This window comes from Streptomyces sp. AM8-1-1, assembly GCF_032229325.1.
Classification (GTDB): Bacteria; Actinomycetota; Actinomycetes; order Streptomycetales; family Streptomycetaceae; genus Streptomyces; species Streptomyces achmelvichensis.
In genome coordinates this window covers 5,675,205-5,695,136 of record NZ_CP135086.1, presented here as the reverse complement: position 1 = coordinate 5,695,136, position 19,932 = coordinate 5,675,205, and the positions used below count along the sequence as shown (strand labels likewise).

At 71.4% G+C, this 19,932-nt stretch carries 22 protein-coding genes; 15 read left to right on the top strand and 7 right to left on the bottom strand.

What is annotated here, in order from left to right; genetic code table 11:
• Positions 1-21 precede the first annotated feature (21 nt).
• The gene (locus RPQ07_RS25520) at positions 22-906 is read left to right on the top strand and encodes a potassium channel family protein (RefSeq protein WP_313946514.1); all 885 of its coding nucleotides are present in this window, start codon (positions 22-24) and stop codon (positions 904-906) included.
• On the opposite strand, the gene RPQ07_RS25515 is transcribed toward RPQ07_RS25520, so the two are convergent.
• The 3 genes from RPQ07_RS25515 to RPQ07_RS25505 all read right to left on the bottom strand — a co-directional run bounded on the left by RPQ07_RS25515 (position 907) and on the right by RPQ07_RS25505 (position 3,552).
• Positions 907-1,215 (bottom strand): small hydrophobic protein, encoded by a 309-nt coding sequence (locus RPQ07_RS25515; protein WP_313946513.1) that lies wholly within the window; start codon positions 1,213-1,215, stop codon positions 907-909.
• 51 nt (positions 1,216-1,266) lie between these two features.
• Entirely contained in the window at positions 1,267-1,635 is a 369-nt protein-coding gene (locus RPQ07_RS25510; protein ID WP_313946512.1) for a peptidase inhibitor family I36 protein, read from the bottom strand.
• A 309-nt stretch (positions 1,636-1,944) separates the two neighbouring features.
• Positions 1,945-3,552, bottom strand: a complete 1,608-nt coding sequence (locus RPQ07_RS25505) for an MFS transporter (protein ID WP_313946511.1) — start codon at positions 3,550-3,552, stop codon at positions 1,945-1,947.
• 118 nt (positions 3,553-3,670) lie between these two features.
• On the opposite strand from RPQ07_RS25505, the gene RPQ07_RS25500 reads away from it, so the two are divergent.
• The 7 genes from RPQ07_RS25500 (at position 3,671) to RPQ07_RS25470 (ending at position 11,313) form a co-directional block, all read left to right on the top strand.
• Complete coding sequence (locus RPQ07_RS25500; protein ID WP_313946510.1) at positions 3,671-4,348, top strand: TetR/AcrR family transcriptional regulator; 678 nt, start codon at positions 3,671-3,673, stop codon at positions 4,346-4,348.
• A gap of 205 nt (positions 4,349-4,553) precedes the next feature.
• Positions 4,554-5,765 (top strand): alpha/beta hydrolase, encoded by a 1,212-nt coding sequence (locus RPQ07_RS25495; protein WP_313946509.1) that lies wholly within the window; start codon positions 4,554-4,556, stop codon positions 5,763-5,765.
• Positions 5,766-5,840: 75 nt separating this feature from the next.
• Positions 5,841-6,707, top strand: coding sequence for a DUF4429 domain-containing protein (locus RPQ07_RS25490; RefSeq protein WP_313946508.1), 867 nt, complete (start codon positions 5,841-5,843; stop codon positions 6,705-6,707).
• Positions 6,708-6,809: 102 nt separating this feature from the next.
• Positions 6,810-8,129: a sensor histidine kinase gene (locus RPQ07_RS25485; protein ID WP_313946507.1), complete on the top strand. Its 1,320-nt coding sequence runs from the start codon at positions 6,810-6,812 to the stop codon at positions 8,127-8,129.
• On the top strand, positions 8,126-8,809 hold the full coding sequence (locus RPQ07_RS25480) for a response regulator transcription factor (protein WP_313946506.1): 684 nt from the start codon (positions 8,126-8,128) through the stop codon (positions 8,807-8,809). The genes RPQ07_RS25485 and RPQ07_RS25480 overlap by 4 nt, the downstream gene beginning before the upstream one ends.
• 240 nt (positions 8,810-9,049) lie before the next feature.
• On the top strand, positions 9,050-10,126 hold the full coding sequence (locus RPQ07_RS25475; protein ID WP_313946505.1) for an alpha/beta hydrolase: 1,077 nt from the start codon (positions 9,050-9,052) through the stop codon (positions 10,124-10,126).
• Positions 10,123-11,313 carry an acyltransferase gene (locus RPQ07_RS25470; protein WP_313946504.1) on the top strand — a complete coding sequence of 397 codons (1,191 nt, stop codon included), beginning with the start codon at positions 10,123-10,125 and terminating at the stop codon, positions 11,311-11,313. The genes RPQ07_RS25475 and RPQ07_RS25470 overlap by 4 nt, the downstream gene beginning before the upstream one ends.
• 68 nt (positions 11,314-11,381) lie before the next feature.
• On the opposite strand, the gene RPQ07_RS25465 is transcribed toward RPQ07_RS25470, so the two are convergent.
• Positions 11,382-12,398, bottom strand: a complete 1,017-nt coding sequence (locus RPQ07_RS25465) for an aldo/keto reductase (RefSeq protein ID WP_313946503.1) — start codon at positions 12,396-12,398, stop codon at positions 11,382-11,384.
• 6 nt (positions 12,399-12,404) lie between these two features.
• Positions 12,405-12,860 carry a MerR family transcriptional regulator gene (locus RPQ07_RS25460; protein ID WP_313946502.1) on the bottom strand — a complete coding sequence of 152 codons (456 nt, stop codon included), beginning with the start codon at positions 12,858-12,860 and terminating at the stop codon, positions 12,405-12,407.
• Between the two features lie 85 nt (positions 12,861-12,945).
• On the opposite strand from RPQ07_RS25460, the gene RPQ07_RS25455 reads away from it, so the two are divergent.
• The 3 genes from RPQ07_RS25455 to RPQ07_RS25445 all read left to right on the top strand — a co-directional run bounded on the left by RPQ07_RS25455 (position 12,946) and on the right by RPQ07_RS25445 (position 15,154).
• Positions 12,946-13,407, top strand: a complete 462-nt coding sequence (locus RPQ07_RS25455; RefSeq protein ID WP_313946501.1) for a GNAT family N-acetyltransferase — start codon at positions 12,946-12,948, stop codon at positions 13,405-13,407.
• A 166-nt stretch (positions 13,408-13,573) separates the two neighbouring features.
• Positions 13,574-14,293 carry a YoaK family protein gene (locus RPQ07_RS25450; RefSeq protein WP_313946500.1) on the top strand — a complete coding sequence of 240 codons (720 nt, stop codon included), beginning with the start codon at positions 13,574-13,576 and terminating at the stop codon, positions 14,291-14,293.
• Positions 14,294-14,338: 45 nt separating this feature from the next.
• A complete protein-coding gene (locus tag RPQ07_RS25445; RefSeq protein WP_313946499.1) occupies positions 14,339-15,154 on the top strand; it encodes a serine hydrolase domain-containing protein in 816 nt (271 codons plus the stop codon).
• Here the strand turns inward: RPQ07_RS25445 and RPQ07_RS25440 are convergent.
• Positions 15,120-15,593 (bottom strand): ATP-binding protein, encoded by a 474-nt coding sequence (locus RPQ07_RS25440; protein ID WP_313946498.1) that lies wholly within the window; start codon positions 15,591-15,593, stop codon positions 15,120-15,122. The genes RPQ07_RS25445 and RPQ07_RS25440 overlap by 35 nt on opposite strands.
• An 83-nt stretch (positions 15,594-15,676) precedes the next feature.
• On the opposite strand from RPQ07_RS25440, the gene RPQ07_RS25435 reads away from it, so the two are divergent.
• Genes RPQ07_RS25435 through RPQ07_RS25425 form a run of 3 tightly spaced genes read left to right on the top strand, consistent with a single transcriptional unit; the run spans position 15,677 to position 17,977 of the window.
• Positions 15,677-16,525, top strand: coding sequence for a helix-turn-helix transcriptional regulator (locus RPQ07_RS25435; RefSeq protein ID WP_313946497.1), 849 nt, complete (start codon positions 15,677-15,679; stop codon positions 16,523-16,525).
• Complete coding sequence (locus tag RPQ07_RS25430) at positions 16,485-16,748, top strand: DUF397 domain-containing protein (RefSeq protein ID WP_313946496.1); 264 nt, start codon at positions 16,485-16,487, stop codon at positions 16,746-16,748. Before RPQ07_RS25435 ends, RPQ07_RS25430 begins: the two co-directional genes overlap by 41 nt.
• A 20-nt stretch (positions 16,749-16,768) precedes the next feature.
• Positions 16,769-17,977 carry a hypothetical protein gene (locus RPQ07_RS25425; protein ID WP_313946495.1) on the top strand — a complete coding sequence of 403 codons (1,209 nt, stop codon included), beginning with the start codon at positions 16,769-16,771 and terminating at the stop codon, positions 17,975-17,977.
• 15 nt (positions 17,978-17,992) lie between these two features.
• On the opposite strand, the gene RPQ07_RS25420 is transcribed toward RPQ07_RS25425, so the two are convergent.
• Complete coding sequence (locus tag RPQ07_RS25420; RefSeq protein ID WP_313946494.1) at positions 17,993-18,649, bottom strand: pirin family protein; 657 nt, start codon at positions 18,647-18,649, stop codon at positions 17,993-17,995.
• A gap of 92 nt (positions 18,650-18,741) precedes the next feature.
• On the opposite strand from RPQ07_RS25420, the gene RPQ07_RS25415 reads away from it, so the two are divergent.
• Positions 18,742-19,926 carry a helix-turn-helix domain-containing protein gene (locus tag RPQ07_RS25415; protein ID WP_313946493.1) on the top strand — a complete coding sequence of 395 codons (1,185 nt, stop codon included), beginning with the start codon at positions 18,742-18,744 and terminating at the stop codon, positions 19,924-19,926.
• The last annotated feature ends 6 nt before the right edge of the window (positions 19,927-19,932 follow it).

Sequence of the window (19,932 nt, the reverse complement as noted above, 5' to 3'; positions counted from 1 at the left end):
TCCCGTTCTACGATGCGCGGCATGAAGCAGCGAACAGCGCAGGTCCGGTGGGAAGAGCGCATGCAGACGCCCCTGCTGGTGCTCGCCGCGGCGTTCGCCGTCGCGTACGCGGTGCCGATCGTGGCGCCCGGGGCCGACGGCTGGGTGCACACGCTCTGCACGGCCGTCGAGTGGGTGGTGTGGGGCGCGTTCGCCGTCGACTACCTGGTGCGGCTCGCACTGGCGCCGAGCCGCTGGCTCTTCGTCCGCAGCCATCCGCTCGATCTTCTCGCGGTGGTGTTGCCGCTGCTGCGGCCGCTGCGCCTGCTGCGGGTCGTCTCCACCCTGCTGCTGGTGGGCCGGCGGGCGCGGATGGCGCCGCAGATCACGCTCACGACCTATGTCGCGGGCGCGGTGGTCGGGCTCATGATGTTCGGCTCACTGGCCGTGCTGCACGTCGAACGGGACGCGCCCGACGGGAACATCAAGACGCTGGGCGACGCGGTGTGGTGGTCCTTCACGACCATGACGACGGTCGGCTACGGGGACCACGCGCCGACGACGGGGCTCGGCCGGCTGCTCGCCGTCGGGCTCATGATCTCCGGTATCGCCCTGCTCGGTGTCGTGACGGCGAACATCGCGGCCTGGTTCATCTCCCGCTTCGAGCGGGACGACGCGGAGGAGCGCCGGCAGACGGCTCTACTGGAGGCGCTGACGGCCGAGGTGAAGGCGCTGCGCGCACAGGTGACCGCGCTGTCGGAATCGACGGAGACATCGGAGTCATCGGAGCCATCGCGATCAGGAGCGCGCGGGGCGACGGCGGCGACAGGCGCGGCCGTGCCGACGGGCGGGGGAACAGGCGCGGCCGGGGTGGGCACAGTGCCCACCCCGGCCGGTCCGCCCGACGAGCCTGCGGTGCGAGGCTGATCACCACATCCCGCCGCCGGGAGCCGCGGCTCCCGCCAGCCAGACGATGGCCAGGACGGTGTCGATGGCACCGAGGACCAGCGCGACGAGCGCCGGTATGTGCTGCGTGCCGTTCCAGCTACGGCCCATGGCCAGCCAGCCGCAGACGACGGCGATCGGGCCGAGGATGATCCCCAGCACGAAGAATCCGGTGATCGCACAGATCAGCCCGATGACTCCCAGTGCCGCGCGGTCCGGCCCGCTCCGAGACCACGTCCGGCCGCGTGAGCGAGGGTGCCTGCGCGATGTGTGTCCGAAGCCCGCCATCATCACTCCCTGAGTTCGGCCGATTCGGGACTACGCAGGCCCGGGTACCCCGGTTCATCGCTCCCAGACCTTGAACGCCCTGACGCGGTACGGGGACTGGGGCAGCCAGGTGCCCGAACCGGGGTACGTCTCGAACTCGCCCGTTTCCGCGCACTCCTGGCTCTGATAGGTCGTCACCGGCCGTCCGGTGCGGTTGACCAGGGACTCGGCGGCAGTGCCGGCCGGCAGCGGCACACAGCTGTCGATGTCGAGGCCGGCGAGCTCGTGCGTCTGGCGGGCGCCCTTGAAATCGGCCTTGGCCCACAGGCAGAGCTGTCCGGCGCCGCAGCTTCCGAGGCGCGGCGGGCCGGCGGCCGTGGCGTGGGCCGGGAGGAGCGCGGTGACGGCCAGGGCGGCCGCGGCGAGCAGTGGTGTCGTACGCATGTCGGTGAACCCCCGTGTGGTGACTGATCGTGTGGTGCATGACCGCGCGGTGCATGGCCGCGTGGTGACTGACCGCGCGGTGCATGGCCATGTGGTGCATGACCGCGCGGTGCATGGCCATGTGGTGCATGACCGCGCGGTGCATGGCCGCGTGGTGACTGATCACTTGACCGGGAGCCTGGAGCACACGAAGACGCCCGCGGAAGGGGAACGGGCCGAGATCATCCGGATAGGCGACAGCCCCGCCGGAGTCGTCCGGCGGGGCTGTCGGTCGCACGAGGTTGACGCCCGTCGAGGGCGGCGACGGCGTCAGATGTGGGCGCCACCCATACCCGCGTCGGCGTTCGCACCGCGCTTGGTGAGCAGGGCGACGAACACCGCGACGGTCGCGACACCGGCGGCGACCAGGCAGGCGAGGCCCATGCCCGAGATGAACGTGTCGTGGGCGACACCGACGATCTTCTCGGCCAGCTCGGGCGGCGTTCCCGGAGCGACCGGCGGCACACCCACCTGAACGGCTTCGGACGCCTGGTCCAACTGGGCCGGGCTGAGCGGCGGGAGCTGCGCGTCGGCCCAGTTGCCCGGCAGGTCGCTGTCGACCTTGGAGGCCATGACCGCGCCGAGCACCGCCGTACCGAGGCTGCCGCCGATCTGCATGGCCGCCTGCTGGAGACCGCCCGCGACGCCGGAGAGCTCCATGGGGGCGTTGCCCACGATGACCTCGGTCGCGCCGACCATGACCGGGGCGAGGCCGAGACCGAGAAGGGCGAACCAGATGGACATCGGCAGGCTGCCGGTGTCGGTGTCGAGGGTCGACATGCCGAACATGGCGACCGCGGTGAGCACCATGCCGCCCGCGAGCGGGACGCGCGGGCCCGTCTTGGTGATCATGGCGCCGGCGAGCGGCGATCCGACGATCATCATGCCGGTCAGGGGCAGCAGGTGGAGTCCGCTGTCGACCGGGCTCATGCCGTGCACGTTCTGGAGGAAGAAGGTGACGAAGAACAGTCCGCCCAGGAAGGCGATGGCCATGAGCACCATCAGGACGGTGCCGGCCGCGAGCGGGACCGAGCGGAACAGCTTCAGCGGGATCAGCGGCTCGGCGACCCGGTTCTCCCAGTAGGCGAAGAACGCGAAGCAGACCACCGACGCGGCGATGAAGCCCCAGGTCCGGCCGTCGCCCCAGCCCCACGCGGGGGCCTTGATGAGCGCCCAGACCAGGCAGAACATCGCGGTCGACAGCAGCAGGATGCCGAGGATGTCGAAGGACCTCGGGGCGTTCTCGGCACGGTGGTCCTTGAGGATCAGCACACCGAGGACGAGCGCGATGACGCCCACCGGGACATTGATGAAGAAGACCGACTGCCAGCTCACGTGCTCGACCAGCAGACCGCCGAGGATCGGGCCGCCCGCGGTGGACGCGCCGATGACCATGCCCCAGATGCCGATCGCCATGTTCAGCTTCTCGGCGGGGAAGGTGGCGCGCAGCAGTCCGAGCGCCGCGGGCATCAGGAGCGCGCCGAACAGACCCTGGAGCACGCGGAAGGTGACCACCAGGGTGATGCTGTCGGAGAGGCCGATGGCCGCCGAGGCCGCGGCGAAGCCGACGACACCGATGAGGAACGTCTGCCGGTGGCCGAAGCGGTCGCCGAGCTTGCCCGCGGTGATCAGCGTCACGGCGAGGGCCAGGAAGTAGCCGTTGGTGATCCACTGCACGTCGGCGAAGGTGGCGCCGAGGTCCTTCTGGATCGCGGGGTTGGCGATCGCGACGATGGTGCCGTCCAGCGCCACCATCATCACGCCGATGGCCACGGCGAACAGCGTCAGCCAGGGGTGGCCGCGGAGCCCCTTGACCTGGGCCGGTATGGGGTCCTGGGGATCCTTCGGCGCCTTTTCGACGGTGGTCTGACTAGTCATGCGTGGGAGGCTAATGTCAGTCGCTGACAGTTGACAAACCAATTCACAAGTCGGTAACTGTCACGTTGCTCACAGGTAGGCTGAGCTGGTCGAAAGCGTCGGAAAGAGGACCCAGGTAGTGACGGCCGAGCCGACCGGACTGCGCGCACGCAAGAAGCAGCTCACCCGTGACGCGCTGGTGCGCGCCGCGCTGGAGCTGTTCACCACGAAGGGGTACGAGCAGACGACCGTCGACGAGATCGCGGACACCGTCGACGTCTCGCAGCGCACCTTCTTCCGGTACTTCACCAGCAAGGAGGAGGTCGCCTTCGCCGTCCAGGAAGTGGTCGAGGCCCACTTCATCGAGGCGGTACGCGAACGGCCCGCGCAGGAAGGCCCGTTCGAGGCGATGCGCAACGCCGTGCTCGACGGCTGGAACAGGATCGGCGAGGCGATCGCGGAGATCGTCCCGGTCGAACTGCACATGCGCAGCTATCTCATGATCGAGTCGACTCCCGCACTGCTGGCGGTGCATCTGCGCCGGTCGGCGGACCTGGAGGAGACGATCGCCCAACTGATCGCCGAGCGCGAGGGGCTGGACGTCGACGCCGACCCGCGCCCCCGGGTGGCGGTGGCGGCGCTCAGCGGTGTGATGCGCGTCACGGGACGGCTGTGGGGGCAGGGCGAGGACTGGAGCCCGGAAGCGATCCGCAGCCTCACGGCCACCTATCTGGACCATCTGAAGCCGGCGCTGGCGGACGACTGGCGGACGCAGCGGGCCCCGGAGTCGACGGCACGGGGTGACAGGCCGGAGTGACGAGGCGGACCGGCGCGCGCCGGTGACGACGGCGCGTGACGAGTCGCAGTGACGACGCGGGGTCACGAAACGGGTCGATGACACGCCGGAGTGCACTCCCCGGCGTGGCTCAAGTCACGGTTCTTCCCCGTAATTACGTTCTGAACACGTGATCTCCCTCACGGTCTTCGCGAGCCACCGCCGGCTTCTCCTAGGGTGTCTCTCAGTGACTTCCTTCGACTCCTCCCCCACCCCCGTCACCGTGCGCGCTTTTCTCGCGCTCACGGTCGTGTTCCTGATGCTGGCGACCACCGGTTGGACGGCCGTACGGCACCAGGGCGGCCCTCGTGACATCTACGAGGCCGAGCTCAGCGGCTGGGGCAAGGCGCGCATAGGAGCAAGGGCCCTGCCCGGGACCGACTCGTCACCGAAGAAGCTCACGGCCTTCTTCGCCTCGCTGCGGGGCACGGAACGCATGCGGCTCGCCGACGAGTACCCGTACGTGGTCGGCAATCTCAACGGCGCTCCGGTCGCTCTGCGTTATCGGGCGAACCGCAAGGGCCTGGCGCGCGCACTGGAACTCGAACGCCACCGCTTCGCCACCGCCGACCTCACCGCGGACGGCCGGCGCGTGGCGACCCGCCGGATCAACCGCTTCGAGTCCCTGATGGATCCCGAGCGGCAGATCCTCGCCTTCGACCCGTCCGGGCCCGGCAAGGTCGCCGAGGTGTTCGGCGATCTGAACCGCGCCGAACGTGTGTCCGTGGTCGTCCCCGGTGTGGACACCAATCTGCTCACCTTCCAGCGGACCGCCCGCAAGTACGCGGCGCCGGTCGGCATGGCCAAGTCGCTCTACGCGGCCGAGCGGGCGGCCTCGCCCCGGGCGCGTACGGCGGTCATCGCCTGGGCCGACTACACGGCCCCGGCGGGGCTCGGCGTGGACTCGGCCATAGGCCGGTTGGCGGAGAGCGGTGCCGTCCGGCTGACGGCGCTGACCGAAGCCCTGCCCGGACCGGCCCGCGTCGCACTCTTCTGTCACAGCTACGGCTCCGTCGTCTGCGGCGTCGCCGCAGGTCAACTGCCCGAGCGCGTCACCGACATCGCGGTGGCCGGCAGCCCGGGCATGCGCGCCGAGAACGCCGCGGCGCTGCACACGCGCGCCCGGGTGTGGGCGATGCGCGACAGCGACGACTGGATCCAGGACGTGCCGCATCTGGCGGTCGGCGGACTGGGGCACGGCGAGGACCCGGTGGCACCGGAGTTCGGCGCGCGGGTGATGTCGGCGGCGGACGCTGTCGGCCATACCGGCTATTTCGAGCCGGGCACGGAGAGCATCACCAACTTCGCGGAGATCGGCGTCGGTTCGTTCGACGGTGTCACCTGTGCGAGCGCCGATGACACATGCCGCAGTGGTATCTACGGCGAAGAAGCGGTCTGACGCGCGTAGAACTTCGTCAACCGGGCTCGGCACCGAGGGAAGACGTGCGGGCGCCCGCCGCCTACGATGAGGCGTATGGGTGACGAACTGGCCGGAATTCAAGCCACGTGGGAGTTCGAGACCGACTCCGTGATCATCCGCTTCGAACGGGGACACCGCGCGCCGAAGCTGTTCCAGACGCTCCGCGAACGCCGTATCCCGCACGAAGCGTTGGCGTCGGTGACACTTTCCCCGGGCAAGCGGGGAACGGTGGTGCTGCATGCGGCACCCAGACCCGGTGCCGATCCTCTGATGGAGGCAGCGGCCGGGCAGTTGAAGGAAGCGTGCGATCCGTACCGCCTGGTGCTGCCGGCCGACCGTGAGACCCTCGCCGAGTACTACGCCGACGAGTTGAGGGCCGTGCTGCCCTCGGACGCCGACCGTCCCGTCGACCGGTACGCCGTGGCCGCGCCCAGCGCGCCCCTGAACTTCAAGGCGTACGACGGCAAGGCCTCCTTCGACGGCTCCCGTGTCGACTTCCGCTGGTCGTGGGCGGGTGCGTCGTCCGCCAAGTGGAAGGCGGGCGACCAGTGTTTCCCGGTCGACGAGCTGAGCGGTGTCGAATGGCGCACGCCCGACGCCCTCGACGGATATCTGCGGCTCGTCCGGCGCGCGAATCCGCCGGTCGACGACACGGCCCGGCCCGCGCTCGACAAGGACCCTGCCGCGCTGATGTTCGGGCTGAACAAGGGACAGGTGCACGAGTCGCTGCCGTTCGCGGCGGCGGTCCTCGAATCCGTGCAGAACTCCGGCTCGCCGCCCGCGATGGCCATGCAGGCGTGCCGTCGCGACCCGGCGGACATCGCCGAGCGGATCCGGCACCTGGGCGAACTGCATCTGGCGGGTCTGGTGACGGACGAGGAGTTCAGCTCGAAGAAGGCGCAGCTGCTGGCGGAGCTGTGAGCGGGCCGGAGCGGGCGGTGGTGTCATACCGGGGTATGACACCGCGCCCGGCCCCCGGGTATGACGCCGACGGCCGGCCGGTCTGCCTACGCTGATCAGGTCATGTCCCAGTCTCCCCGGTCCTCCCCCTCGCGACGCTCCCGGGCGTTGCGCGGCGCCCAGGACAATCTGCGTCTCCTCGCCGCCGACCTCCGTACGCCGTCGTCGTCCACCGCCCCGCTCTTCGGCTCGGTCGAGAAGCGGTGGCTGCGGCTCACGCCGTACGTGGTGGTGTTCGCGTTCGTCGTGACGCTGCTGCCGGTCACGGTCAGTGTGCTCGTCAACGACTACCGGCTGAACGGAGCGGTCGCCGGTGCGCTGGCCACCGCCCAGACCGTGCCGCTGCTCCTCGCCCTCACCCGCCCGCTCCAGGCGTGGTGGATCGTGGCCGCGGCGGATGTCGCCGGCGCGTTCGCGCTGATGGGTTCCGCCGGGACCGTGGACCGGAGCTGGCCGTGGACGCCGATGGTGGTCATCGGGTACCTCGTCCTGATGGCCTGCCTCGGGCTGCGGGAGCCGCGCCGTACGCTGCTGGCCGTCTGGCTGGCGACCGGAGCGGTGGGGTGGCTGTTCGAACTGATCTCGCAGGACCGCAGCGACGGCGTCCATCTGCTGCTGTTCGTCCTGAGCGCCGTGGTGCTGGTCGTCACCGGCGCGCTGCGCGAACGCGGCGACGCACAGCGCCGGCTGGTCGTGCAGGAGACCATCAGCGAGGCGGAGCGGGCGCAGCGCACGGTCCTGGAGGAGCGGGCGCGGATCGCGCGCGAGCTGCACGACGTCGTCGCCCACCACATGTCTCTGATCACGGTGCAGGCCGATTCCGCGCCGTACCGCATCGAGGGCCTGCCCGACGCGGCGCGTGAGGAGTTCGGGGCGATCGCCGCGGGCGCCCGTGAGTCGCTGACGGAGATGCGCCGGCTGCTGACGGTGCTGCGCAGCGAGGGCACGGAGAGCGAACTGACCCCGCAGCCCGGGCTCGACCGGGTGCAGCAGCTGGTGGAGGCGACCGTACGAGCGGGCGTACCGGTGGAGTTGGCCCTCGCAGTGCCGGACGACCCGGTGCCGCAGGCGGTCGACCTGTCGGCGTACCGCATCGTGCAGGAGGCACTCGCCAATGTGGTGCGGCACGCGCCCGGGGCGCCGACGCGGGTCTCGGTGACGTCCGACGGCACGGATCTGACCGTCCTCGTCGTCAACCTCCCGGCGGAGGAACGCACGTCACCGCTGGAGACCACCGGCACCGGACACGGTCTGGTCGGTATGCGGGAACGCGTACGGCTGACCGGCGGAACACTGGACACCGGCCCGTTGCCGGACGGCGGCTTCCGGGTGGCCGCGCGGCTTCCACTGGCCACTCCCCCCACTTCGGAGGACCCTTCGTGACCATCCGCGTGATCATCGTCGACGACCAGGCCATGGTGCGGGCGGGCTTCGCCGCGCTGCTGGCCGCGCAGTCCGACATCGACGTGGTGGGCGAGGCGCCGGACGGCCGGGCGGGCGTGGACGTGGCGCGTTCCACGCACCCCGACGTGGTGCTGATGGACGTCCGGATGCCGGAGATGGACGGCCTGGCCGCCGCCCGCGAGATCCTCCACCCGCCGGTGGGAGTCGTGCATGTGCCCAAGGTGCTGATGCTGACCACCTTCGACGTGGACGACTACGTCTACGAGGCGCTGCGGGCGGGTGCGTCCGGGTTCCTGCTGAAGGACGCACCCCCGGCGGATCTGATCGCGGCGGTACGGGTGGTGGCGGCGGGCGAGGCGCTGCTGGCCCCCTCGGTCACCCGCCGGCTGATCGCCGAGTTCGCCTCCCAGCGGCAGGCGCCGCGGAAGGACCCCTCCCTGCGGCTGAACGGCCTGACCCCGCGCGAAACGGAGGTCCTGGAACTGATCGCGCGCGGTCTGTCCAACCAGGAGATCGCGGCCCATCTGGTGCTGGCGGAACAGACGGTGAAGACGCACATCGGCAGGGTGCTGTCGAAGCTGGCGCTGCGGGACCGGGCGCAGGCAGTGATCTTCGCGTACGAATCGGGCCTGGTCCGGCCCGGGGCGGCCGACTCCTGAGCCTGCGGGTGTGCCTGTTCCCGCACGTGCCTCCCCACGTGCTTCCGGCAGCCGGTTCCTGAGCCCGCTTCCGGCAGCCCGTTCCTGAGCCTTCAGGCGCACCTTCCCGCCGCCGGTCTCCGCCCGCTCATACCCCGGTAGCACCTTCGACCTGGCTCCCCGGGGTGACGCCCCCTCACCCATCCCCTTCCTACCTTCCCTCCGTCACGCAGACGGACGAGCGAGAGGAAGGGCGGGAGCATGCGCCGCTACAAACGAACCCTGGTGGCTGTTGCGTTGGCGACGACCGTCGTCTCCGGGACCGCCGGCTGGGCCTCCGGGAGCGCGCAACGGCCGGTCACCGGTCCGCCGCCCGGGACCGCCGAGTGGAACGCCGACCGCTCCCTCGGCCGCGCCCTGCCCGACCCGGCCACCGCCGAGCCCGCCCAAGTCGCGCAATTCTTCCGCACGTTGGACCCAGCCGCCCGAGAGCGGCTCGTCCACCGCCACCCGCTCGTCGTCGGCAATCTGGACGGCGCACCCGTCGCCCTGCGGTACGAGGCCAACTCCCGTGCCCTGCGCGGCACTCCGCTCGCACGACTGGCGGAGCCCGGACGGCAGATACTCGCCTTCGACCCCCGCGGCCGCGGCCAGGTCGCCGAGGTCTACGGCGACCTGGAGCACGCCCGCCATGTGTCGGTGATCGTGCCGGGGTCCGACATGGACGCCGGGACCTTCGACCGCGCCAAGGACCCGTACGGCACGCCCGCCGGGATGGCCACCTCCCTCCGGGCGGCGACGGACCCCGGCACCGCCGTCATCGCGTGGACCGGCTACACCACCCCCGTGGGTGTCGGGCTGGACGCCGCCACCGGCGATCTGGCCGAGGCCGGAGCCGTACGCCTGACCCGCTTCGCCGACGGCCTGGCGGCGGTCGACGCACCGCGGCCGAGCCTGTTCTGCCACAGCTACGGCTCCGTCGTCTGCGGTCTCGCCGCCGGTGACCTTCGGGCCGCCGACATCGTCGTGCTCGGCTCCCCCGGGATGCGCGCCGGCTCCGTCCGCGAACTGCGCACCGACGCCCGGGTGTGGGCCGCCAAGGACGCGTCCGACTGGATCTCCAAGGTCCCGCACGTCGAACTCCTCGGACTCGGCCACGGCAACGACCCCGTCTCACCCGCCTTCGGCGCACGCCGTGTTCCCGCCGAGCGGGCCGAGGGGCACACCGGCTACTTCGCCCCCGGCACCGACTCGCTCCGGTACTTCGCCGCCATCGCGACCGGCCGTGCGGCGTCCGCGGGGCCCGTATCCGCAGGGCACGAAGGAGACGTCCGATGAGACTCGCCGAGAAGATCGAGGCGCGCACGCCCGCCCACCGCGACCGTGCCGTCGACGGGCTGCGAGCGCTCGCCCTGCTCGCCGTGCCGACCGGACACTGGCTGCTCGGCGGCTTCACCCTCGACGCGGACGGTGCCCTGCACAACGCCAGCCCGCTCGCGGCCTTCGGCTTCTTCGCCCCGGTCAGCTGGGTGCTCCAGATGCTGGGGATCTTCTTCCTGGTCGGCGGCTACGCGTCCGTGCTCTCGTACCACCGCCGCCCGGGCTCCACCGCCCAGTGGCTGAAGCAGCGCATCGCCCGCCTCGGGCGCCCGGTTCTCGGAGTCACCGCCGTCTGGGCCGCGATGATCCCCGTCCTGTACGCGCTCGGCGTGCCCGGCACGACGCTGCGCACCGGCTCGACGCTGGTCGTCCAACCCCTGTGGTTCGTGGGCGTGTACACAGTGGTGACGGCGCTGACCCCATGGTGCGTGCGCCTCGCGCGCCGTCTCGGCGCGTGGGCGGCAGCGCCGCTGCTCGTGAGTGTCGCCGTCGTGGACGTCCTGCGCTACGGGCCGTACGCCGACGCCGTGCCGTCCTGGCTGAGCGTCCTCAACATCCTTCCGGGCTGGCTCTTCGCGTACCAGCTCGGTGTCAGCTGGGGGGAGGGACGCCTCGGCCGCCGGCACGCCCGGGTCCTGCTCGTCGGCGGCGCGGCGCTCTTCGCCGTGCTGCTGCTGGTCTTCGACTACCCGCCGTCGATGGTCGGTGTGCCGGGCGAGACCCGTACCAACTCCCATCCGCCGTCGCTGCTGGTGCTCGCCCTGGCCTCGGCGCAGAGCGGTGCCGCGATCGTGCTCCGCGACCGGATCGCCCGGCTGCTGACGCGGCCGGCGCTCTGGGCTCCGGTCGTGGTGGTCAACCTGTCGGCGATGACGATCCTGTGCTGGCACCAGACGGCGATGCTGGCGGCGGCGGTCCCGGGAGCGTTCGCCGGTGCCGTGCCCGGTCTGACGACCGCACCCGACTCGCTCGGCTGGATCCTCGCCCGGCTGGCGTGGCTGCCGCTGTTCGCCGGGCTGCTGGTCCTCATCGGCCGCTACGCGCGCCGATTCGAGGAGCCGTGGACGAAGACGACGAGAGCCCGCCGCGCGGCAGCGGGGCTGCTCGCGGCGGGCTTCGCGGTATTCGCCCTGGGGCTCGCGTAGTCGGCTCAGGCTTCTGGGCTCAGGCCCGGTCTAGGTCCTCGACAGGGCAAAGCTTGCCGGGAGCGGCACTACACCTCCCGCGCCGCCGATGTCGACGACATGTCCGGGTAGCGGTCGCCCGCCACCTGCCCGGCGATCGGCTCCAGCAGCGCCAGTTCCTCGTCGGTGAGCGTCAGCCGCGTCGCCCCGAGGTTCTCCCGGAGCCGGGATGCCTTGCGGGTGCCCGGGATCGGGACCACGGGCAGCCCGTGCACCCGGGACTGCTGCTGCACCCAGGCCAGGGCCACCTGGCCGAGGGTCGCGTCGTGCGCGTCGGCGATCTTGCGGACCGGTTCGAGCAGCGCCGCGTTGTTCCGGGCGTTGTCCCCGGTGAACCGGGGCTGGTACTGCCGGAAGTCGCTCTGGGACAGGTCCTTCGTGGCGTCGGCGAAGGCACCCGTCAGGAATCCGCGTCCGAGCGGCGAGTACGGCACCAGCGCGACACCCAGCTCGGCCGCCGCGCCCACCGCGCTGCGCTCCACGTCCCGGCTGAACAGCGACCACTCCGACTGGAGGGCCGCGATCGGGTGCACGGCGTGCGCCTCGCGCAGTTCGGGGCCGGTGACCTCGCTCAGTCCGAGATGCCTGACCTTGCCCGCGGCGACCAGTTCGGCCATCGCGCCGACGGACTCGGCGAGCGGAACGCCCGGGTCACGACGGTGCATGTAGTACAGGTCGATCACCTCGGTCTTCAGCCGCGCGAGGCTCGCGTCGACAGCCCGGCGGATGTACGCGGGGTCGTTGCGCACAGCCCGGTACTGCGGGTCGTCGGTCCGCTCGATGGCGAACTTGGTGGCGAGGGTTATCTCGTCGCGGTGCGCGCCGAAGAAGGGTGCGAGGAACTCCTCGTTGGCGCCCCGCCCGTACACGTCGGCCGTGTCGAAGAGCGTGACACCTCCCTCCAGCGCCGCTTCCAGGGTTTCGCGGGCGGCCGTCTCGTCGGTGTCGCCGTAGAACTCGCTCATGCCCATGCAGCCGAGCCCCTGCACGCCGACCAGCGGGCCCCCGGTCCCGAGACGAACCTGTTCGATCTTGGTGGTGCTCATCAGGGTTCAGACCCTCTCCGGCGCCCTGTGGGCGCCCGCGTAGAACTCGATCTTGTGGTCCAGCACGGCGAGGGTGTCCTGGAGTTCCGCGATCCGCGCGAGAACGTCGCGCCGGGTCTGCTCCAGCAGCTCCTGCCGGGCATCGAAGGTGTGCTCGCCGGCCCGCACCATCTCGGCGTACCGGACCATGTCCGCGACGGGCATTCCGGTCAGCCGCAACTTGCCGACGAAGGCGAGCCAGTCGAGGTCGCGATTGGTGAAGCGCCGCTGTCCGGTGTGCGACCTGTCGACATGCGGCATCAGCCCGATCCGCTCGTACCAGCGCAGGGTGTGCGCGGTGAGTCCGGTGAAGGCGGCGACCTCGCTGATCGTGTAGCGGTCCTGCCCCTCCGGGCGCGGGTGCGCGCGGGGAGCCGCTTTGCAGAGATCCGTCCGTACGGGAGTGCTCTCGATCAGCGTCATACCTCCACGCTAAAACCTTCGAGTGCACTCCAAGCAAGCAGAATCCGATGGCAGTTTTGCGGGTGCCCGCATTAGCGTCCCGCTCATGACTGCCGCCCGCCGGGCAACGCCCGAAGACGCCGTGGAACTGGTCCGCCTCCGCAAGGTCATGCAGGACTCGTGCCACGGCCCGAACCCCGACGTCAGCTGGCAGCCCGCGGCCGCCGCGACCCTGCGGGCCAGGCTGGCCGAGCCGGACGGCGATCTGACGGCGTTCGTCGTCGACCGGCCGGGCGGGCTCGCGGCCTGCGCGGTCGGCATTGTCGAGCACCGGCTCGGCGGACCCGGCAACCCGCACGGGGTCAGCGGTTATGTCTTCAGTGTCGCCACCGACCCGGACATGCGCCGGCGCGGCCACTCCCGCGCCTGTATGGAAGCGCTGCTGGCCTGGTTCGAGGAACGCGGCGTACGCAAGATCGATCTGCGGGCCTCGTCCGAGGGCGAGCCGCTCTACACCTCGCTGGGCTTCGCCCGGACCCCCGACCCCGCGATGCGGCTCACCCTTTAGGGCTGCCGGGGCGCGGGCACGCGGTGTCGTCCCCGGCGGTACGGCCCGGCCGGGGCAAGATCGGGAGGTCCGCGGCACAGGCGCCGGGGCGAGACCGGAGACACCGTCAGGAGACAGCCGTGCATGATGATCCGATGCCGCGACGGCTCCGGGGGCCCGGTCTGCGTTGACGGACTTCCGTGAGCGAGCCGTACTGGGGGCCCTGTCCCTGCTGTCCGTGACGACGGGCGCGGTCGACGCCCTCAGTTTCCTGGTCCTCGGCCATGTCTTCACCGCGCTGGCGACCGGGAACCTGCTGTTCCTGGCCTTCGCCCTCGGCGGCACGAGCGACATCCCGTCGGCGGTCCCCTCGACCGTGTCGCTGACCGCGTTCGTCCTCGGTGTGGTCTGCGGCAGCGCGCTGATCAGACTGCTCCGTCGGCGCCGCCCGTTCTGGCTCCCCCATACGCTGGCGGCCGAAGCGGTCCTGCTGGCCGTGGCGGCGGTGGTGGCCCTCGGCTGGCCTGGGGACGGTTCCGTGTCCTCCGGGCAGCGCTACGCCGTGATCGGCCTGGTCGCCCTGGCGATGGGTCTGCGCAACATCGGGGTGGTGCGGGCCCCGATCACCGGGATGACGACGCTGCTCATCCAGATCCCCCTGGTGACCCTGATCGGCACCCTGCTGGTCCCCGGGACCACGGCATCCGGAGGGCGGGAGATCCGGTTCGTCCGGCCCGTCGCCACCGTCGCGGGCATGTTCCTGGGCGGACTGGCCGGCACGCTGATGGTGCCCTGGGGTCCCTCGCCCGCGCTGTTCGTGCTGTCCGGCGTGGTGGCGCTCATCGCGGCCTCCGGTCTGCTGCTGTCCCCCGGGGACGCGGAAACGGTCGCCGGGCGGTCGGTGTGACGCCCGCCCGGCAGCCCCGGCAGACACGCGGCTAGGCTCGCAGACATGCAGAGCCTGGCGAAGATCGAGAACTGGCCCGTACCGACCGCGGCGGCCGCCGTCGTCCGAGCGGACGGAACCGTCGCCGGCTCGCACGGCCCCGCAGCCCAGCGCTTCCCGCTCGCCTCGGTCACCAAGCCGCTCGCCGCCTATGCGGTGCTCGTGGCGTACGAGGAGGGCGCGGTCGAGCTCGACGAGCCCGCGGGTCCCGAGGGGTCCACGGTGCGCCACCTGCTCGCCCACACCTCCGGGCTCGCCTTCGACGAGCACAAGCAGACCTCGGCGCCCGGCACGCGCCGGATCTACTCCAACGCCGGCTTCGAGCAGCTCGCCGACCATGTCGCCAAGGCCACCGAGATCCCCTTCCCGGAGTATCTGCGCCAGGCGGTGCTGGAGCCGCTGGGGATGACGGCGACGACGCTCGACGGCTCCCCGGCGAAGGACGGCACCTCGACCGTGGACGACCTGGTGCGCTTCGCCGCCGAGGTGCAGGCGCCCCGGCTGCTGGACGCGCGGACCGTGCTGGAGGCGATGACGGTCGTCCACCCGGGCCTGTCGGGCATCCTGCCCGGCTACGGGAACCAGAAGCCGAACGACTGGGGTCTCGGCTTCGAGATCCGCGACGGCAAGTCCCCGCACTGGACGGGCAGTTCGTCCTCACCCCGCACCTTCGGGCACTTCGGCCAGTCGGGCACGTTCCTGTGGATCGACCCGGACGCGCAGGCGGCGTGCGTGGTGCTCACGGACCGCGCCTTCGGGCCGTGGGCGATCGAGGCGTGGCCGCCGTTCACGGACGCGGTCCTGGCGGAGCTGCGGGGCTGAGCCGTCCCGGCCGGTCGTCCGGCGACGAGGCAAGGCACTCGAACCACACGGTCTTGCCCTGCCCGCCGGCATGCGGCTGCACGCCCCACCGGTCGGTGACCGCCTCGACCAGCAGTAACCCCCGTCCGCCGTCGGCCAGTTCGTCGCGGGCCGCCGGCTCGGGCAGCTTCGGACAGTCGTCGGCCACCTCCACGCGCACGCCGTCGGCCCGCAGAAGGATGCAGGTGCGGCAGCGGCGCCCGGGGACATGCCGTACGACGTTCGCGATCAGCTCGGTGAGCGCCAGCTCGGCCGCGTCGGCCACGTCGAGCAGCCCGGAGCCTTCGAGGTAGAACCGCAGGATGCGCCGCAGATGCCGGGCGGAATGGTCGGCCACCGCGAAGTCGGTGCGGTACCGGGCGGCGGCCTCGTTCACCCGCGGATCGGTTACGTGATTCATGTCACCAGCGTGCGATGCGGCGGTTACGCTCGGCTACGAACCGAAACGAACGCCGCGAGGCGTTGCAGGCCGGAGGTGCCCCCGTGGCCAACATCCAGTCACTCGACCCCAGCGCATCCCCGCTCGACTACTACGGCTGGGAGCTGCGCCGCCAGCGCGAGGCCCACGGGCTCAAACAGGGCCAGTTGGGCGAGATCATCTTCTGTACGGGCTCACTCATCGGCCAGATCGAGACGACGAAGAAGGTCCCCACCCGCGACTTCTCCGAGCGGGTGGACGCGGCTCTCGGCACGGACGGGGTGTTCTCGCGCCTGGCCGGCCTGGTGCTGCGCAGCCAGCTGCCCAACTGGTTCCAGCCGTACGCGGAGATGGAGGCGAAGGCGGCGTACATCTCCACGTACCAGGCGCAGTTGGTGTACGGGCTGTTGCAGACGGAGGAGTACGCGCGGGCGGTGCTCGCGACGGGAATGCCGGACGACCTCGACGGGCTGGTGGCGGCCCGCGTGGAGCGCCAGCGCATCCTGGAGCGGGAACGGCCGCCGCTGGCCTGGGCGATCCTCGACGAGGCGGTGCTGCACCGGCCGATCGGCGGGCGTGAGGTGATGCGAAGGCAACTCGGGCGCTTGTTGGAGTTCGTGGGCCACCGCTGGATGCGGATTCAGGTGCTGCCGAATGCAGCGGGGGAACACACCAGCCTGGACGGGTCGTTCAACCTGCTGCGCTTCCACGACGACCCGGACATCATCTACACCGAGGACCTCATCTCAGGCCATATGACGGCCAACCCCGAGACCCTGAGGGAAGCCTCCCGCCGTTACGCTCACTTGCAGGCAGCCGCCCTGTCCGTGGAGGGTTCGGCGGCGCTGATCAGGCGCGTGATGGAGGAGCGTTATGCAGACCGGTCCGGAGTTGAGGAACGCGCAGTGGCGTAAGTCCAGTTACAGCGGCAGCACCGGCGGCGACTGCGTCGAGTGCACCGTCACCGGCAGCGCGGCTTGGCGTAAGTCCAGTTACAGCAGCAACACCGGCGGCGACTGCGTCGAGGTCGCCGACAACTGCCCCGCCGCCGTCCCCGTCCGTGACAGCAAGAACCCCACCGGACCCGTCCTGGTCCTCGGCGCCGACGCCTGGCGGTCGTTCGTCAGCAGCCTGTGAAGCTCCCGTGGCATCCGCGGGTGCGCGACATCGAGGCCCTGATCCCGCAGGCCGGACGCGAAGACGCCGCCGCCCTGCGCGAGTTCGACGCCGACGCGCTCGCGCGGTACGTGGCCGACCGGGCGCACCCCTGGTGGCGGCGCAGGCCGTGCGCGCTCGCGCTGGCCGGGCGGGTGCCGGAGGCGCGGGTGCCCGCGCTGCTCGCGCGGGTCCGTGACTGCGGGGATGTGGGCGAGGTGCGCCGCGCGCTGCTGGACGTGCTCGCGGACCGGGACGAACTCCTGCCCTGGCTGCGGCACGAGGACCGGCGGACGGAGAAGTCGTTCGGCATGCCCGAGGCGTTCCTCCAGGCACGCGGCAGACTCGGCGACCGTACGGCCGTGCAAGAGCTGGCGACGCTCGCGGCCGATCCGTGGCCGCGGAACCAGGCCCTCGGCGAGGCCGGACTCGACGCACTCACCGACCGGTTCGGGCTCGTCGCGGTGCTGGACGGCCTCGGTGACGCGCGGCCCGAGGACCGTGCCTTCCGGGTCCGTATGCGGGCCCGCGCCGGTGAGGACGTGACCGACGCGCTCGCGGACCCCGACCGCCTTGTCGCCCACCTCGCCCAGTCGCTCGCCGACGACGCGGACCGGCTGCGGCTCTACCTCGACGAGGCCCCGACGACCGACGCGAAGCTGTGGGCCGCGTACGCGCTGCACCGCCTCACCGAGGACGCCGCCGAGACGCGGGCGATCCACGAGGCGCTCGGCCGTCCCCGGGTCGAGGTGCCCGGTCTGGACGAGGAACTGCGCTCCGCGATCGTGCACGCGTACGCACCGGGCTGCCGCACGCAGAGCGATCCGCGCTGGCGCGTGGAGGTGCTGGCGACCGAGCCTCCGCCCCGCGTCGATGTGGACGACCAGCTTCGCCGCGCCACCGCCGCTCTCACCGCGGCCGGGCTCGCACCCCGGCGACCGGTGAGCGCCGGCGAGCACCAGCATCAGGGCGACGGCACCTATCACGTGATCGCGTACGGCGGCGGGAAGGAGCTGATGGTCAGTACGCTCGGGCGCTTCGCCACCGATCACGACTGCGACCCCGTTGCCCGCCGGGCCCTCGAATCGGCCGGCTTCCGCTGGATCGACGGGGCCACCGGCGCGATCCGCGTCACCGATCTGTGCGTCTACCACTTCGGCGACCGTGCCCCGCTCGACGTCGCCACGCTGCTGTTCTACTGGCAGGACTGAGGGGCCGGCCCGCACTCAGCCCAGTTCCCAGACGAGGACCTCCGCCGCCCCCGCTCCCGCCGTCAGCTCCAGATGCTCGGCGTCCGTGATCCGCGCCGAGTCGCCGGGGCCCAACTCCGCCTTCCCCAGGCGCACTTCACCGCGCACCACATGGACGTACACCGCCGCCGCGTCCGGGACCGCGCTGCGTTCACCGGCGGACAGACGGCGCACATGCAGCATCGCGCCCGCCTCGGGCAGTGCGTACGGCGTCGAGTCGGCGATGCCGTGGACTATCTCGTAGGACGGATCGCCTCCCGGTGCCAGCGGCACGAGCCACATCTGCACGAAGACCAGGTCCTCGTCGCCGTCGTTGCGCTCCACGTGCCGCACCCCGCCAGCCGCGCTGAGCCGCTGCACGTCCCCGGGGCGTACGACCGTCGCGTGTCCCTGCGAGTCGCGGTGGGTCAGCTCGCCCGAGACGACCCAGGTGACGATCTCGGTGTGACTGTGCGGATGCTCGTCGAAGCCGGCGCCGGGCCGCAGCCGCTCCTCGTTGCACGCGAGGATCGCGCCGAAGCGGAGGTTGTCGGGGTCGTAGTGGCGCCCGAAGGAGAAGGCGTGCAGGGATTCGATGCCCGATCCGGGTGCGCCGCCGCGGTAGCGGTCGGCGGAGCGCCGTACGTCAATCACGGATCCACGGTAGCTCCGCCCCGGAGGGCTCCGGCGCAGGACAACGAACCCCGCCACTTAGCGCCCGCGTCCTGATAAGGCAGTCTTGTCCCGTGCCCGAACCTGCAGCGAACGCCCCTCATCCGCACTCCGCGACCCTGCGCCGGCTGGAGCAGTCCTCCGGCCGGCTGGCCGGAGACGCCATCGCACGCATGGACGAGACGCTGCCGTGGTACCGGGCGATGCCGCCCGAGAACCGGTCGTGGATCGGCCTGGTCGCCCAGGCCGGTATCGCCGCGTTCACCGAGTGGTTCCGGCACCCGGAGACCCCGCAGGCCATCTCCACCGACGTCTTCGGCACCGCCCCGCGCGAGCTGACCCGGGCCATCACGCTGCGCCAGACCGTCGAAATGGTGCGCACCACCATCGAGGTCATGGAGACGGCGATCGAGGAGGTCGCCGCGCCGGGCGACGAGTCCGTGCTGCGCGAGGCTCTCCTCGTCTACGCCCGCGAGATCGCGTTCGCGACGGCCCAGGTGTACGCGCAGGCCGCCGAGGCCCGTGGCGCGTGGGACGCCCGGCTGGAGTCCCTCGTGGTCAACGCGGTGCTGTCCGGGGAGGCCGACGAGGGCGCCGTCTCCCGCGCGGCGGCGCTCGGCTGGAACTCGCCCGAGCATGTGTGCGTCATCCTCGGCACCGCGCCGGACGGTGACAGCGAACTGACCGTGGAGGCCATCCGCCGGGCCGCCCGGCACGCCAAGCTCCAGGTCCTCACCGGTGTCCTCGGTGACCGGCTCGTCGTCATCGCGGGCGGCAGCGACAACCCGCTCCAGGTCGCCAAGGCTCTGATCGGGCCTTATGCCGCCGGTCCGGTGGTCGCCGGGCCCGTCGTGCCCGACCTGCTGGCCGCGACCAGGTCCGCCCAGGCCGCCGCCGCGGGCCTCAAGGCGTGTTCCGCCTGGCAGGACGCGCCGCGCCCGGTGCTGGCGGACGATCTCCTGCCGGAGCGCGCGATCGCCTCCGACCCTGCCGCGCGCGAGCAGTTGGTGGAGGAGATCTACAGACCACTGGAAGAAGCGGGCTCGGCACTTCTGGAAACTCTGAGTGTCTATCTGGAGCAGGCGAGTAGCCTCGAAGGCGCGGCGCGGATGTTGTTCGTCCACCCCAACACCGTCCGCTACCGGCTGCGACGTGTGACAGACGTCACCGGCTGGTCACCCTCCGATGTACGCTCCGCTTTCACACTGCGGATCGCACTCATCCTGGGGCGTCTGGCCGACGGGGATACCCAGTCCTAGACTTTT